The following is a 13,224-nucleotide window of genomic DNA, read 5'->3' as shown; positions in this document are numbered from 1 at the left end:
CAGCATCGAGTCCGTCGACCCAGGCACGGCCATCGCGCCGGAAGTGGGTGAGGCGGAGCAGGCGTGGGTCACCGCGCGGCCGTCGGTCCGTCGCCTGATCGAGCAGGTCAGGCCGCTGCATCCGGGGCGGGGCGACGCCGCGACCGAGGCCCGCGCACGTGCCGAACTGCAGGCGGCCATCGACGACATCGCCAAAGCCCGCCGCCAGCTCACGGCGGTGGTGAAGGCGCGCTACCTGCGCGCCATCGCGCAGCGGCACCAGCAGCTGCGCTGGCTGGTCGCCGGCTGGGCGCTGACCCTGCTGGTCGCCGCGCTGATGGTGGCGCTGCTGGTGCGTTCGCTGCTGCGGCCGATCCACGAACTGGGCCGGGCCGCGCGCCGCATGGGCGAGGGCATCCCCGGCGTACGCGCCGCGGTCGGCGGCAACGACGAGCTGACCCTCCTGGCCGAACGCTTCAACGAAATGGCCGCCTACTGGGAAGCGTCGCGCCAGAGCCTGCTGACCGAGGCGGCGCAGGATTCCTTGACCGGCGTGCTCAACCGCCGCGGCATCCTTGCCGCGCTGGAGGCGGAGCTGGCCGCGCACGCGCGCGAGCAGGCCCCCCTCGGGCTGTTCATGATCGACCTGGACCGGTTCAAGGCCATCAACGACCATTTCGGCCACAGTGCCGGCGATCGCGCGCTGGTCTGGGTGGCGTCGCGCCTGCGCGAGATGCTGCGCGAAGGCGACCGGCTGGGCCGTTATGGCGGGGACGAGTTCCTGGTCGTGCTTCCGCGCACGACGCTGGCGCAGGCCAGCGAGATCGCCAGGCGCATCGAAGACAGCTTCAACGAAGCGGCCGCGCGCGAAGCGGCCCGGCCCGGCGCCAGCATCGGCATCGGGGCCGCCCCCGAACACGGCTGGAACGCCGCTTCGCTGATGGAGGCTGCTGATCGCATGCTGTACGCCCGCAAGGGGCAGCGGCGGACGGACCTGGATGCCGGTGCGCGTCCTGCTTCCACCACCGGCTGAGTAAGGCTTACGCGGCCTCGGCCTCGGGAACCAGCATCGTGGGCGCCACGCCGAACATGCGCCGGCAGGTGCGCGAAAGATGGGCCGAGTCGGCAAAGCCGGCCGCCTGCGCGGCTTCCGTCCACGAGCCACCGGTCACGCCGCGCGCTACGGCAAAGCCCACGCGCGCCCACAGCAGGTAGGCACGGAAGGAGATGCCCGTCTGCGCCACGAAGAGGTGGCGGAAGCGGCTCGGCGAGAGGTGCGCCATCGCGGCGGCCTGCGCCAGGGTGAGTTCGGCCCCGGGCCGTTCACGCACGCGATCCAGTACCACCGCGACGCGCCGGTCCACCGCTTCCTTTCCGACGGGCGTGGCCGCGAGGTACTCGACCACGCGTTGCGCGGCCTCCACCAGCGCCTGGTCGGTCCCGCGCGCCTCGAACACGCGATGCAGCGCGGCGGCGAGCTCGGCCAGCCCGTCGTCGGCGAGCAGGCTCACCGCCTGGGCTCCGTGGCGCGCGAGGAGTGCGCGGCCGGCCAGGGTCTCGGGCTCGACGAACACCATCGCTGCCTGCGCGCCGCAGCCGTCGAAGACGTGCGGCCGGTCCGGCATGACGATCGCCGCCGAGGCTTCCCGCCAGGCGATGTCCGCGGCGCCACGGATGCGGATGGAATGCCCCGCGGCGAGCGTGATCTGGATGGCGTGATGGCTGTGCGGCTGCACCTGGCTGGTGTCGCGCGCGACCCACACGCTGCCACCCTTCCACAGCACCACCCGGCCAGCCCCGGCGATGGGGCGGCGTGACGCACTGGCAGTGGCAGTGGCAGGAGGCATGGCGATCTCCTCGCGTCGGGGCACCCAAGGTTAGCCCTTCGATTCAAGCGACCGGTAGATGGGGACCCCGACAATGACGCCACGGATCGAGCATCCGTAACCCCACCCACACGAGGACATCCCATGAACGCCAACGACACCTTCGACTGCCGCTGCACCGACTGCGCCGGCGCCACCTGCACCTGCGGCTGCCAGGCCGCGCCTGCCAGCCAGTCCGGTTGCGGCTGCGGCTGCGGCATCGGCCAGCCCTGCCTTTGCGGCGGGACGATCGACTGAGCACGACTCCTGGCGGCGTGCCGCGTGCACGCCGCCAGCACGGCGCGCTTGCCGGTTCCTTCAACTCCGGGTCCCGCCTGCCGCTCGCTGGCACCGGCCCTTGGCCGGCCACCCGTGCGGTGGGGGCCCGCCGTCATAATGGGCGTGTCCAATCCATGCGCGCGCCCTCGACGATGCCGGATTTCCAGATCCAACCGCTGCTGTCCACGCCGCTGGTCGACGTGCGCGACGTGGTCTGCGCGGGCACCTGCCGGCACAGGAGCGCCGTCGAGCGCGCCAGCCGCACACACCTGGTCTTTCCCTACCGAGGCACCTATGTGCGTCACGTCGGCGCCGACGAGGCCGTGGCCGACGCCAGCCAGGTGCTGTTCTTCAACGCCGGCGAGGACTACCAGGTCAGCCATCCCAACCCGGGCGGCGATGCGAGCCTGTCGATCACACTGGACGAAGTGCTGTTGCGGGAGATCACGCCGGCCGGGCTGGTGTTCCCGGACGAGCCGCTACGCTTCCGCCAGCCGCGCCTGCGCATCGACCCGCGCGCGCAGGCGCTGGTGGCCCTGTTGCGCCACTCGCTGCACGAGGGCGTCGCCGAGCCGCTGGAGGGCGAGAGCCTGACGCTGACCCTGGTGCACCGGGCGCTCGCACCGCGCACCACGCACGCGGCCGGGTCGAGCCATGGCCGCCAGCGCCTGGTGGATCGCGCCAAGCTCGTGCTGGCGCGCGACCTGGCGCGGCGCTGGACGCTGGCCGACGTGGCGGCGGAGGTCGGCGTATCGGCGGTGTACCTGACCCAGAGTTTCCGCCAGGTCGAGGGCGTGCCGTTGTACCGCTACCAGCTGCGGCTGCGACTGGCCCGTGCGCTGGACCTGCTGCGCGAGTACGACGACCTCGCCGCGCTCGGCGCGGACCTGGGCTTCTCCAGCCACAGTCATTTCAGCGCCGCATTCCAGAAGATGTACGGGCGCACGCCCAGCGAGTTCCGCCAGATCGCCCTGCATCGCTGATCGCTAAAGTTTTCGACAGCGACCGCGGCCCACCCGCGGTCTACTTCGCCTGCCCCTTCCGGGGCAGCGGCCTTCCGGACTGTCTGCATGGGCGGTCACTGGAAGGCGCCTTCCCACTTTGGCCTGGAGAATCCGACATGAGCGAGCGAACCTGTGCCGCGTGCGACTACCCGCTGGACGAAACCGCCATCCAGGTGCGGATCGGCGGACAGACCGTGGAAGTCTGTTGCGACGACTGCGCCACGAAACTGAAGGAAGCGCACGCATCGGCGATGGCATCGAAGCCGGCCTGACGCCACACCCCCGGAACCGCGTGGCGCATGGCCGCCCGGTTCCCCCTTCAACCATGCGTCCTCATCAGGAGTCAGCCGTGACCATGCACAACGACAAGGCCTCGCAGTTCCATTCGCTGCACGTTCGCGGCGAGCCGCTGGTGCTGTTCAACGCATGGGATGCCGGCAGCGCGCGCATCGTGGCCGGCGCCGGCGCCCGGGCGATCGCCACCGGCAGCTGGTCGGTCGCCGCTGCGAACGGTTTCGAGGACGGCGAGCAGCTGCCGCTTTCGTTCGCGCTGGATAACCTGCGCCGGATGGTCGACGCCGTGACACAGCCGGTGACCATCGACCTGGAAAGCGGCTACGGCGAAACGCCCGCGGCGGTGGCGTCCACCGTCGCTGCCGCCGTGCAGGCCGGCGCGGTCGGCTGCAACCTGGAAGACAGCTTTCCTGCCACCGGGCAGCTGCGCGAGATCGCGGAGCAGGCCACGCGGCTGGCCGCCGCGCGCGCCGCGGCCGACGCCGCCGGGGTACCGATGTTCATCAATGCCCGCACCGACGTGTTCTTCCAGAAGCCGGCCGCCGCGCACGACTTGGCCATGGTGGATGCCGCCTTGCAGCGCGCCCGCGCCTACGCCGATGCCGGGGCGAACGGCCTGTTCGTGCCGGGCGTCGTCGCCGAAGACCTGATCGCCCGCCTGGCCGCAGCGTCGCCGCTGCCGGTGAACGTCATGGTGATGCCCGGCGCCCCCAGCCGTGCGCGCCTGGCGGAACTGGGCGTGGCGCGCATCAGCCATGGTCCCGGCCCCTGGCGCGGTGCCATGCAGTGGCTGGCCGAGGCGACCAGGGCCGCCATGGCCTGATCGCCGGAGCCGGTGGCTTCAGCTCACCGGCTTCTCGGCGGAGGGCGGCGGGCTGAAGCCCACCCTACGGGGCGAGGGCGGGACGCACCGTCGTTGTGCTGCCCGGCATCCGCACCTGCTCATCCGGAGCGGCCAGCCGACGGGCCAGCTGTTGCGCGGCGAGACGTATCTCGGCCATCGCACTGCATTCCCACAGGTTGCCGCGCAGCAACGCACCGATCGCATACAGGCCGATCTGCAATTCGCCGCGGGCGTTGAGCAATTGCCCGTCCGGATGCGCGGCCACGCCCAGCTGGAGCGGGTCGGGCATGGCCAGGCCGTCGCGCAGCAGCCGCGAAAGCAGCGTGTGTTCGGTGAAGGCGACCGCCGTGTCCAGCCCGGTGGCCTGGACCACCAGGTCCGCCGAAAGGGTGTCCAACTGCTGCGTCGCCCGGTGGCGCACGCTGACCTGCAGCGGCCCGTGGCCGTCGACGCCGAGCACGCGCGCGGCGTACACCTGCAGGCGACCCTGGTCGCGCATCGCCTCGAGCGCGCTGGCCGAGGCCGGCGCGACGCGATGGCGCGCCGCTTCCCACAGCCAGCGCAGGTGGCGCAGGAATTGCCGCCGCTGCTTCGCACCCAGCCGCCGCCACAGCCGCGCGTTGATCGGGCGGATGCCGTCGACCAGGCTGCGCCAGTCCGTCTGTGGCGAAGCCTCGATGGCGGTGCGGACGTGCCTGAACATCGCCAGCGGGCTGTCGCAGGCAAGCAGGGCGCTGTTGAGCGCCGACTGCCGCGGATACGGCGGCAACGGCAACACGGCGTGCTCGAACGGGAATTGCCCGTGGCGGGAAAGCGCCACCAGCTCGGCCGCCGGCCAGCGCTCGGCGGCCGACAGCAACGTATCGACGGCGGTCAGGCCGGTGCCGATCACCAGCACCCGGCGTGGCGCCGGCTCCTGCCGTGCGATCCGCCAGGGGTCGAGCACATAGGCGCCACTTTGCAGCGCCTCGCGCGCTACCGTCTTCAGCGGCCGCGGCGCCAGTGCGCCCAACGCCAGTACGACGGCGTCGGCCTTGATCAAGGCGCCGCCGGCCAGGCGCACGGCGTATCCGCCGTCGCACAGCGGTTCGAGTTGCACCGCATCCTCACCGTGGATCTGGAAATGCCGCCCCTGCTGCAGCGCCTGGTCCGTGCACCAGCGCACCTGCGCCTCGATGAAGTCGCCGAACAGCCCGCGCGGCAGGAAATCGTGGGCACTCACGCCATCGACCTGCTGCATGGCGAACTGCAGGAATTCGCCGTCGCTGCCCGCGAACAGACCCATGCCATGCGCACGCACGTTGAGCAGGTGCCGCTCGCTGCCGCTGGCGTAGGCCACGCCGCGGCCGGCGACCGGGCGGTCGCCGGTGATCCAGTGCACGCGCGCGCCGCCACGTCGCAGCAATTCGCCGAACAGCGAGGCGCCCGCGGCGCCGCCGCCAATGATCGCAATGTCGGTCATACGTGCTCCTGTCGGGGACGACCCGGCAGCGTCCTGCCGCATGGCAGGGCGAGAAGGGTGGGGGATGGGAAAAGGCAGCGCGACCGGGCGGTCAGACGCCGAGGATGGGGCGCTCCGTGGATGCCGTGCGATGCGTCGTTTGCATGGGCTCACCTCCGGACCGGTTCGTTGGCGCCACTCGATCACAGCTCCCGTTAAGGAACGGCTAGGCCCCTGCAAGGATCGGGTTTTCCGTGGCGAGCACGAACCCTAGACAGAAGGCACGGCCGGCGCCACGCGCCCTGCCGGGCGCGAAGGTCCGATCACCGCCGGCGGCGCAACCGGTCCACCGCCCACGGCCCCGTGCCGCCCAGCACGAGCGCGACGAGTGCGGCGAGGTAGAGCAGGTCGGTCTCGTACCCCGGTTGCCCGAAGTGCGCCCCGGTGCGGTACCGCCTGCAGCTTGATCGAGCTGAAGCCGTTGGGCAGGTGCACGGTGAAGATCGCAACCAGCAGCACGATCGCCATCGGAATACTCGCCAGCGGGACGAACGCGCCGATAAGCACCGCCAACCCGCCAACCCGCTCGACCAGGATCGTCGCCCATGCAAGCAACCCCGGCGCGGGCATGCCGAGCGCATGCAGGATCCCGATGAACGACTCCGGCCCGCGCGCGAGCTTGGCGTAGCCATGCTCCATGAAGCCGGAGCCAACGATCAGGCGCAGCCGAATCGCGGACCAGTGGTGGCGCAGTGACGCAAGGTGCCGGAAGCGGCCGATGAGCGTGTCCATGCGGGGCGTCCCACTCTCGCCCCGCGTCCGGTTACAGGCCGGGCGAGGCGCGTCCGTGCGCCAGGGCGAGTGCAGGATGATGCGGCGCACGTCCCCGCGCCGGAACATGGGGTGCCGGGACGGCAGGGCAGTCGTCGTTGAGGGTCGCGAAGGTGCTGTCCGGCTATGTACCGGGGCCCGTTCCGGCCCCGGTGCCATGGCTATGCCTGGCTCGCACGCAGCCGCAGCACGTCCTGGCGAAGCAGATACACCGAGACCGCCAGCAGCACCACGTCCTTCATCAGGAACGGCACGTTGCCCACCATGGCCGGGAAACCGCCAGCCGACTCGGCCCAGCCACCGGGCATGAACGGGATGATGGTGACGGTCATGACGAAGGTGACCACCGAGCCGGCTGCCCCCAGCACGCCCAGCCGCCGGCTCCAGAAACCGCCCAGCAGCAGCGCGCCGAACAGCCACTCGGCCACGCCCAGGAACCAGCTCGCGCCGCGGATGCCGAACGCCGGGTACATCCAGGCGATGAGCGGGCCGTTGCTGATGAAGGGAATGAGGGTCTGCGCCTCGTAGTCCCACCACTTCTGGTAGCCGAAGAAAAAGAACATCACCACCATCGAGGCGCGGACCACGTGGTAGTCCAGGTCTTTCTTGAGCAGGCCGGTACGGGCCAGCGCGTTCACCAGTGCGTTCATCGTCGTTTCCTTGAGGGTTGTCGAGCAGGAAAGGGCGTCCGTCGTTCACTCGACGGGCGGGAGGTCGATTTCGGTGTCGTTGATGCGGTTGAAGGTGTTGGTGAAGGTCGCCACGGCCACTGCCAGGCTGATCTCCACCAGTTGCGCGTCACTGAAACCGGCGGTGCGGACCGTGGCTACCTCGGCCTCGTCCAGCGTGCCGCGCGACTGCACGAGCTGGCGCACGAAACGCACCAGCGCGTCACGCCGTGCATCGCCGGTGCGCAGGCCGCTGCGGATCCGCCGCAGGGTCGGCGGCTCCAGGCCGGTGAGTGCGCCGAGCAGGGTGTGCGCCGTGATGCAGTAGTCGCAGCCGGCACTCTCGCTGACCACCAGCTTCACCGTCTCCTGGTCCTGCCGGCTCAGCGACCCGGCGGCCAGCACCCCGTCGAGCTGCAGCATCGCCTTGAGTGCAGCGGGCCGCAGCTGGCCGATGGCCGCAAAACAGTTGGGCACGCGACCTACGGCCTGCGTGATCCGGGCATACACCGCCGCGGCGGCACCGGCGGCGGATTCGAGCGGATGGATGGCGATGCGGGACATGGCGGGCTCCTTCGTCGGGTGGACGGGGCGCCACTGTACGGAGCGGGAATGAGCCTGTTAATGTCGCATGCGCTCGCATTCATGCTCGTTCGTCTCTCAGCGGAGCCCACAACATGCCCCCACCGATGGACTGGCTCAGCCGCCTGCTGGAGATGACGCCGGTGCGTGGCCGGCTCGACCTGCGCTGCCTGTACGGCGCGCCGTGGCGCATCGACCAGGCGTCCGCCGTACCGGGGGAGATCCCCTACCACGTCATACTCGCCGGCTCGGCCGTGCTCGAAGACCCCGCCGGCGGCCCCCCGCAACACCTCGCCCCCGGCGACATCCTGCTCGTCGCCCAGGGCGGCGCGCACACCCTGCACGACGGCAGCGGCGCCAGGCCGGTGCCCGCGCGTGCGCGCGCCGGCCTCAACGTCACCTTCAGCGAGAACGCCGGCAGCGGCGAACGGCTGGACATGCTGTGCGGCCACTTCGTCCTCGCCGCCCCGCACGAACGCCTGCTGCGCGGCTACCTGCCGTCACGACTGGTGGCGCGTGCGAGCGCAGGGCAGGGTACGCCGGGCGCCACCGCCGCGCAGGTCGCCAGCCTGGTCTCGCTGATGCGCACCGAATCGGCCGCCGAACACCTCGGCGGCCACGCCATGCTCAACGCCCTCTCCACCGCGCTGTTCGCGCTCGCCCTGCGCCTGTCCAGCGAATCGGGCGACGCCCCCGCCGGCCTGCTCGCCCTCGCCGGCAACCCGCGCCTGGCCCCGGCCATCACCGCCATGTTCGAACGCCCCGCCCACCCCTGGACGCTGCCCGCGCTGGCGCGCCTGTGCAACGTCTCCCGCGCCACCCTGGTACGCCTGTTCAACGACAGCCTCGGCCGCTCCGCCAGCGACCTGCTCACCGACATCCGCATGACGCTCGCCGCCAGCGAACTGCGCAAGGCGAACCAATCCACCGGGGCGGTGGCGGAAGCGGTGGGGTATCAGTCGGAGGCGGCGTTCCAGCGGGCGTTCAAGCAGCACATGGGAATGACGCCGGCGCGGTGGAGGAGGCAGGCGGTGGGCGAGGGGGTTGGGAACTAGCCTGTCCGCTTTCGGCCAGGAGCGGACATCAAGCTTGTTCGGCGGCGCGAAGCGCCGTCCGAACGAAGCGTTTTGGACGGTCGCGACCGTCAGTCCAAGTACTCCTTTCCCATGGCTTTCTCCGCTCGCGCCCTGACGCTCAGGATCGTCTGAACGTGGCCGTCGGAACCGTAGAGCTTCGCTGCACCGAGGAACGAGAGAAGACTTCGGTACACATAATTCCAAAGGTCGGCATCGTACTCATCTTGCCGCTGCGTCCCGCGCAAAGACCCAACCTGAAAGCGCGACGGCATTCCCCCGTAGATGTCCATGATGTGGGGCGCTGCAGCGTGTACGAACCCAGAATATGACTTGGTAAGAACCTTCGTGATCTTCTGCGTAGTACTCGGATCGAGATCCTTGCCCTCTGCCCGAGCGAGGAAAGCCTGGATTTTCTTTCGCGAAACCGTGGGCCGGCTACGATGCGTACCGACTGGGTCAAGAAGGTCTTCGTACTCTTCTGCCCAAAAGGCCTCCAAGAACTTATCGTGAAGCTCGTTTCTAGTCCCATCGGCCTCGCCGATGACCAAGAAGACAACGTCTTCGTTCGCTTCGTCGATTGCTCGGCACAGAAGCGCTTGCTGCATGTAGTAACCGGCTGCGTTGACTGCCAGGGCCGCTCGCAAGCTTGAGACGATGAAAGCGAGCTTTAGTAAGACTGCGGTATACAAGTCCTTGCGCACAGGTCGAGCGACGTATTCGTCGCCAACCTCCACGTTCTCTACAGCGCCGAGTCCCGCTTCAAAGTCACGAAAGACTCGCTCCATAAAGTCGATGAGCTCAGCGTAGAGCTGTTGCATCTCGTGCCGTCCAACGCTGGAGTTAAGCAGCGGCGTAGCCGTCCGCCGCGAACGAATTGTTAGCCGTGCTCTTGCAGCCAGTGACATTGGTCGATGATGGCGTCAAGTTGAATTGCCCATGGGCGCGCCTCAGCGCGCCTCCACTCTCTTGGATCAGCCCAGCCCAAAGCCTTAAGCTCTGCCGATTGATAGAGTTCGCGATCGTACTCGCGGATTGCCATGGCTGCGTTTTGCCAGCAGCGTGATATTTCCTGCTCTTGTGCCCGAGCAGCGGGCTTACCTTGATCTAGGTCGTAGAGGTAGGCCTTTGTTGCAATGACAGCATCCATGACTTGGCCGAGTGCCTCCTGCCTGCGTCTACGAGCTTGCGCACTGTCGTTCTCTCGGTTGCGCCAGAAAGCTAGGCCCGATGCTATTGCTGAGAGAGATTCTGGAATCATGCTTGCCTTCAATGTCTAACGCTGGAGTTAAGCGGCGCGCGGCTTTTTGCGCGCCCGCTTTGACGATTGGTTATGTGAGCCTGTGAGTGTCGAAGTCAAGCTCACCGATTGCAGCAGAATGGGCCACGACGGCCCCGCCGCTTGCCATTGCAACACACCCGATTAGTGCCCACCAATCGTGCTGCGTGACCGCTGGGAAGGCCAGAAAGCCGGCTATGAGAATGATAGTGACGGTAAGGACGTAACCAACTGGTTTGCGGCTCGCGGGTGCAATGCGAGCCCCAACATAAACAAACGCCGCGCCCATTAACGCACTTGCAACGACGTCTAGCCAGAGCTTGTTGAGGAAGCTGTCGGGGTTCTGCCATTGAGAAACATGATTACGCGATTGACTAGCCGCATTGCGACACTGACCAGCAACGAAGCGGCCAGAGCTGCTGGCAGGAATGCGATCCATCTGAGGACGGCTTGCCATGTGGGTATTTGCTCTTCCATCAGCTCCCCCCCGATGTCGGCTGCTCACTAACGCCTTAGTTATGCCGCGCAGCGGAGCGGCGTCGGCTTGGACGAATTGTTAGCTGAGCTCTCGCAGGTCTTGCCCGAGCACTTCCCGGCGAATCTGAGCAAGTTTCTGCGATGCGGTCAAACCTTGGTTCCAGCTACGCCGATAAGGCGCGCGGACCACAATCAGGCCGTTAAGGCGCTCGGCAACGGTCTCCGCCAACGGCGTGAGAGGCGAGCTCTTAGGCCAGATGAACACATCGCATTCATTATTGAACGGCGCCGTTGTGGAGAAGGCGTTTCGCGTGATGTTGGAGCTGCCAATTATCCCAAGGATCGGCTTTCCGTTGCGGGAGGCTATGAACACTTTCGCGTGCCAGCGGAGCCCTGGCTTGTACAAGCACTTGACCGTCGCGCCGGCTGCAATCATGTTGTCACGAAAGTCCTTATACGACGGCTGCCAAGAGTAGTTGTGAACCCCAACCGTTGTGAGCTTCACGCCGCTCGTGGCGCAAGCGGAAGCGAGCTTTTGCTCCTTGGTCGCTTGATACGCAGAGCCTTTGAAGTTTTCTTGAAAGAAGCCGGAGCAAAGCAACGCTTCATCCGCATGGCCAGAACTTAGTGCGTCGATGATCGTGTCACGAAACACATTGACGGCTGCAAGGGTTCTAAGCGCGATAGTGATCGGCAAAGGGAGCCTCCAAGCTTAGCTAAATACACGGACGGATCCATGGGTCCGGTTATACATGTGCGCGCTGTTGGCACCAAGGGCGTCGCAACCCGATGTTCTCAAACCAATCCGCGCTCAGCTCTTCCGGCTAATCCCTGTTGGCAAGGTCGGACCCTGCCGACGGTTCACGGCGACGAGGATGTCCGCTTCGGGTCGGAAGCGGACATGGACAATGGTTCACTTTGCTTCGAAAACCACGTCCTGAACCGCATGCACGTCGATCGCCGGCATAGGGAACGGATGAGTTGGAGCCTTGGCCTGGAATCGACCAAGGACAGTAGCAACTACACGCATGCCGTAGACACGCAATCCTCTCTCGAAGCTTCGGATGTCCCTGTGCTCTGAGAAGCGATCTGACACAGTCAGCTGGACTGCATCCCCAGGACATCGAGGGTCGCTGATGTTCGTTACATCCAAACCGGCATAAACCTGCCCACGCACAACGACTACCTTCCCATCAAATTTGCCCGGCTCTGCCTAGATGTCACAGACGCTCGCTTGGAGCGGCTCCGTAGCAGACGCGTGAGAAGAGAGTCCCGCGAGTAGGGTGAGCAACAGGAACGCCTGCGACGGCTTACAGCTCATACGCCCTCCACCGAGGTGGCTGTGAATTTCCGGCCCTGACGGGAAGCCTAGGGAGCCCGTCGCGAATCTTAGCCGTCAGTCGAAGCACGGTTGAACTCTCGGCACGAGGATTCAACCATGAAGACCATTCAACGGAGCGCACCCTGGAACAAGGGCAAGCTAATCGGGCAGAAGCCACCCCTCAGACTTCGTGAGCTCTGGGCCATTCGGGTGAGGCTCCAATTGTCCGGCACCGTCCGCAACCTAGCGCTGTTCAATTTGGCAATCGATTCGAAGCTTCGCGGCTGCGACCTCGTCAGCTTGCGTGTCCGCGATGTCTCGCAAGGGACCGTGGTCTTGAGACGCGCAATCGTCCTTCAGAGAAAGACCAATCGTCCGGTGCAATTCGAGATCACAGAACAGACCCGGGCCTGCCTCTTGGCATGGATCCACCTAGCGCGCCTCAGTCTCACCGACTACCTATTCCCCGGCGGCCGCAGTCACGACGCCCACCTGTCAACCAGACAGTACGCCCGCATCGTCCACGCATGGGTGCGGTCCATCGGCTTGGACCCCTACAACTACGGTACCCACAGCATGCGGCGCACCAAGGTGGCACTCATCTACCGGCAGACGAAAAACCTGCGCGCGATACAGTTGCTGCTCGGACACACGAAGCTTGAGAGCACGGTCCGCTACTTGGGTGTCGAGGTCGATGACGCGCTCGAGCTAGCCGAGCAGACGGAAGCATGACCGCTTCCGGCCGAAGCAGACATTCTCGAGCACGGCATTCTTTCTCCTAAAGGGCCACTTTCGAACGATCTCATCCAGCCGTCAGCGCTCACAACGCGACCTGCCTGGAAGGTGAACTTCACGTGGGAGACGTTCTTGCCTCGGCTGTCGACGAACTCGACTTCGACCTCGTGCTTGGAACAGGCATCTATCGGCATGGCCATATAGTCCCAGCCGAGGAAGCGGTAAGCGTCGGCGGTCCACTTCGAAATAACGGAACAGACCAGAATTTCCCTCCTGGCGATGATGCGCTCGAACTCGCCGAGCAGACTGAGGCATGAACGCGACTGGCCAGTAGCGAACATGGCATGGGCCGCCTGGCGTCCCATTGACTCTTCCTAGGAATGCCGGTGCCTCACCCCCGCGTTCACCTCCGGGTGATCACCTCGAGGCAAGCATCTGGGTCGGCTCAACCGGCCCAGGTCTGCGAGATATCGTCCCTCACGACCTCGTCGATCTCCCTGGGAGGAAGGTCGTGGAGTCCGTCGACGCGGCCATGCCGCATACCGAAGAAGA

At 66.8% G+C, this 13,224-nt stretch carries 16 protein-coding genes; 7 read left to right on the top strand and 9 right to left on the bottom strand.

Annotation, left to right across the window (positions count from 1 at the left end; genetic code table 11):
• Positions 1-1,012 (top strand): diguanylate cyclase (locus tag VFH59_RS08235; protein WP_325164402.1); only part of this gene is annotated, 1,012 nt, incomplete at its 5' end.
• Positions 1,013-1,019: 7 nt separating this feature from the next.
• Here VFH59_RS08235 and VFH59_RS08230 read toward each other — a convergent pair.
• Positions 1,020-1,826 (bottom strand): AraC family transcriptional regulator, encoded by an 807-nt coding sequence (locus VFH59_RS08230; RefSeq protein WP_325164401.1) that lies wholly within the window; start codon positions 1,824-1,826, stop codon positions 1,020-1,022.
• Between the two features lie 123 nt (positions 1,827-1,949).
• Between VFH59_RS08230 and VFH59_RS08225 the strand changes: the two genes are divergently transcribed.
• The 4 genes from VFH59_RS08225 to VFH59_RS08210 all read left to right on the top strand — a co-directional run bounded on the left by VFH59_RS08225 (position 1,950) and on the right by VFH59_RS08210 (position 4,244).
• Positions 1,950-2,102 (top strand): hypothetical protein, encoded by a 153-nt coding sequence (locus tag VFH59_RS08225; protein ID WP_325164400.1) that lies wholly within the window; start codon positions 1,950-1,952, stop codon positions 2,100-2,102.
• Positions 2,103-2,257: 155 nt separating this feature from the next.
• Positions 2,258-3,106, top strand: a complete 849-nt coding sequence (locus tag VFH59_RS08220; protein ID WP_325164399.1) for an AraC family transcriptional regulator — start codon at positions 2,258-2,260, stop codon at positions 3,104-3,106.
• A 137-nt stretch (positions 3,107-3,243) separates the two neighbouring features.
• Positions 3,244-3,399, top strand: a complete 156-nt coding sequence (locus VFH59_RS08215; protein ID WP_325164398.1) for a hypothetical protein — start codon at positions 3,244-3,246, stop codon at positions 3,397-3,399.
• 83 nt (positions 3,400-3,482) lie between these two features.
• The gene (locus VFH59_RS08210; RefSeq protein ID WP_325164403.1) at positions 3,483-4,244 is read left to right on the top strand and encodes an isocitrate lyase/phosphoenolpyruvate mutase family protein; all 762 of its coding nucleotides are present in this window, start codon (positions 3,483-3,485) and stop codon (positions 4,242-4,244) included.
• Between the two features lie 64 nt (positions 4,245-4,308).
• On the opposite strand, the gene VFH59_RS08205 is transcribed toward VFH59_RS08210, so the two are convergent.
• From VFH59_RS08205 to VFH59_RS08190, 4 genes are all read right to left on the bottom strand, one after another.
• A complete protein-coding gene (locus VFH59_RS08205; RefSeq protein ID WP_325164397.1) occupies positions 4,309-5,727 on the bottom strand; it encodes an FAD/NAD(P)-binding protein in 1,419 nt (472 codons plus the stop codon).
• 249 nt (positions 5,728-5,976) lie between these two features.
• Positions 5,977-6,498 carry a DoxX family protein gene (locus tag VFH59_RS08200; protein ID WP_325164396.1) on the bottom strand — a complete coding sequence of 174 codons (522 nt, stop codon included), beginning with the start codon at positions 6,496-6,498 and terminating at the stop codon, positions 5,977-5,979.
• Between the two features lie 200 nt (positions 6,499-6,698).
• A complete protein-coding gene (locus VFH59_RS08195; RefSeq protein ID WP_325164395.1) occupies positions 6,699-7,187 on the bottom strand; it encodes a YkgB family protein in 489 nt (162 codons plus the stop codon).
• 45 nt (positions 7,188-7,232) lie between these two features.
• The gene (locus VFH59_RS08190; RefSeq protein WP_325164394.1) at positions 7,233-7,769 is read right to left on the bottom strand and encodes a carboxymuconolactone decarboxylase family protein; all 537 of its coding nucleotides are present in this window, start codon (positions 7,767-7,769) and stop codon (positions 7,233-7,235) included.
• A 113-nt stretch (positions 7,770-7,882) separates the two neighbouring features.
• On the opposite strand from VFH59_RS08190, the gene VFH59_RS08185 reads away from it, so the two are divergent.
• Positions 7,883-8,842: an AraC family transcriptional regulator gene (locus tag VFH59_RS08185; RefSeq protein WP_325164393.1), complete on the top strand. Its 960-nt coding sequence runs from the start codon at positions 7,883-7,885 to the stop codon at positions 8,840-8,842.
• Between the two features lie 89 nt (positions 8,843-8,931).
• Here VFH59_RS08185 and VFH59_RS08180 read toward each other — a convergent pair whose 3' ends face one another.
• From VFH59_RS08180 to VFH59_RS08165, 4 genes are all read right to left on the bottom strand, one after another.
• Entirely contained in the window at positions 8,932-9,681 is a 750-nt protein-coding gene (locus VFH59_RS08180) for a hypothetical protein (RefSeq protein WP_325164392.1), read from the bottom strand.
• A 59-nt stretch (positions 9,682-9,740) separates the two neighbouring features.
• On the bottom strand, positions 9,741-10,010 hold the full coding sequence (locus VFH59_RS08175; protein WP_325164391.1) for a hypothetical protein: 270 nt from the start codon (positions 10,008-10,010) through the stop codon (positions 9,741-9,743).
• A 181-nt stretch (positions 10,011-10,191) separates the two neighbouring features.
• Positions 10,192-10,578 carry a hypothetical protein gene (locus tag VFH59_RS08170; RefSeq protein WP_325164390.1) on the bottom strand — a complete coding sequence of 129 codons (387 nt, stop codon included), beginning with the start codon at positions 10,576-10,578 and terminating at the stop codon, positions 10,192-10,194.
• A gap of 117 nt (positions 10,579-10,695) precedes the next feature.
• Positions 10,696-11,313, bottom strand: coding sequence for a phospholipase D family protein (locus VFH59_RS08165; protein WP_325164389.1), 618 nt, complete (start codon positions 11,311-11,313; stop codon positions 10,696-10,698).
• 741 nt (positions 11,314-12,054) lie between these two features.
• On the opposite strand from VFH59_RS08165, the gene VFH59_RS08160 reads away from it, so the two are divergent.
• On the top strand, positions 12,055-12,669 hold the full coding sequence (locus VFH59_RS08160; protein ID WP_231350079.1) for a tyrosine-type recombinase/integrase: 615 nt from the start codon (positions 12,055-12,057) through the stop codon (positions 12,667-12,669).
• Positions 12,670-13,224 lie beyond the last annotated feature (555 nt).

The organism is Frateuria sp. (assembly GCF_035695185.1).
Taxonomy (GTDB): domain Bacteria; phylum Pseudomonadota; class Gammaproteobacteria; order Xanthomonadales; family Rhodanobacteraceae; genus Frateuria_A.
This window is presented reverse-complemented; position numbering and strand designations above follow the sequence as displayed.

What these genes read in the sequence shown, in the direction of transcription:
- VFH59_RS08230 (WP_325164401.1), bottom strand. Translation starts at nt 1,826, where the DNA reads ATGCCTCCTGCCACTGCCACTGCCAGTGCGTCACGCCGCCCCATCGCC.
- VFH59_RS08225 (WP_325164400.1), top strand. Translation starts at nt 1,950, where the DNA reads ATGAACGCCAACGACACCTTCGACTGCCGCTGCACCGACTGCGCCGGC.
- VFH59_RS08220 (WP_325164399.1), top strand. Translation starts at nt 2,258, where the DNA reads ATGCGCGCGCCCTCGACGATGCCGGATTTCCAGATCCAACCGCTGCTG.
- VFH59_RS08215 (WP_325164398.1), top strand. Translation starts at nt 3,244, where the DNA reads ATGAGCGAGCGAACCTGTGCCGCGTGCGACTACCCGCTGGACGAAACC.
- VFH59_RS08210 (WP_325164403.1), top strand. Translation starts at nt 3,483, where the DNA reads ATGCACAACGACAAGGCCTCGCAGTTCCATTCGCTGCACGTTCGCGGC.
- VFH59_RS08205 (WP_325164397.1), bottom strand. Translation starts at nt 5,727, where the DNA reads ATGACCGACATTGCGATCATTGGCGGCGGCGCCGCGGGCGCCTCGCTG.
- VFH59_RS08200 (WP_325164396.1), bottom strand. Translation starts at nt 6,498, where the DNA reads ATGGACACGCTCATCGGCCGCTTCCGGCACCTTGCGTCACTGCGCCAC.
- VFH59_RS08195 (WP_325164395.1), bottom strand. Translation starts at nt 7,187, where the DNA reads ATGAACGCACTGGTGAACGCGCTGGCCCGTACCGGCCTGCTCAAGAAA.
- VFH59_RS08190 (WP_325164394.1), bottom strand. Translation starts at nt 7,769, where the DNA reads ATGTCCCGCATCGCCATCCATCCGCTCGAATCCGCCGCCGGTGCCGCC.
- VFH59_RS08185 (WP_325164393.1), top strand. Translation starts at nt 7,883, where the DNA reads ATGCCCCCACCGATGGACTGGCTCAGCCGCCTGCTGGAGATGACGCCG.
- VFH59_RS08180 (WP_325164392.1), bottom strand. Translation starts at nt 9,681, where the DNA reads ATGCAACAGCTCTACGCTGAGCTCATCGACTTTATGGAGCGAGTCTTT.
- VFH59_RS08175 (WP_325164391.1), bottom strand. Translation starts at nt 10,010, where the DNA reads ATGGATGCTGTCATTGCAACAAAGGCCTACCTCTACGACCTAGATCAA.
- VFH59_RS08170 (WP_325164390.1), bottom strand. Translation starts at nt 10,578, where the DNA reads ATGGATCGCATTCCTGCCAGCAGCTCTGGCCGCTTCGTTGCTGGTCAG.
- VFH59_RS08160 (WP_231350079.1), top strand. Translation starts at nt 12,055, where the DNA reads ATGAAGACCATTCAACGGAGCGCACCCTGGAACAAGGGCAAGCTAATC.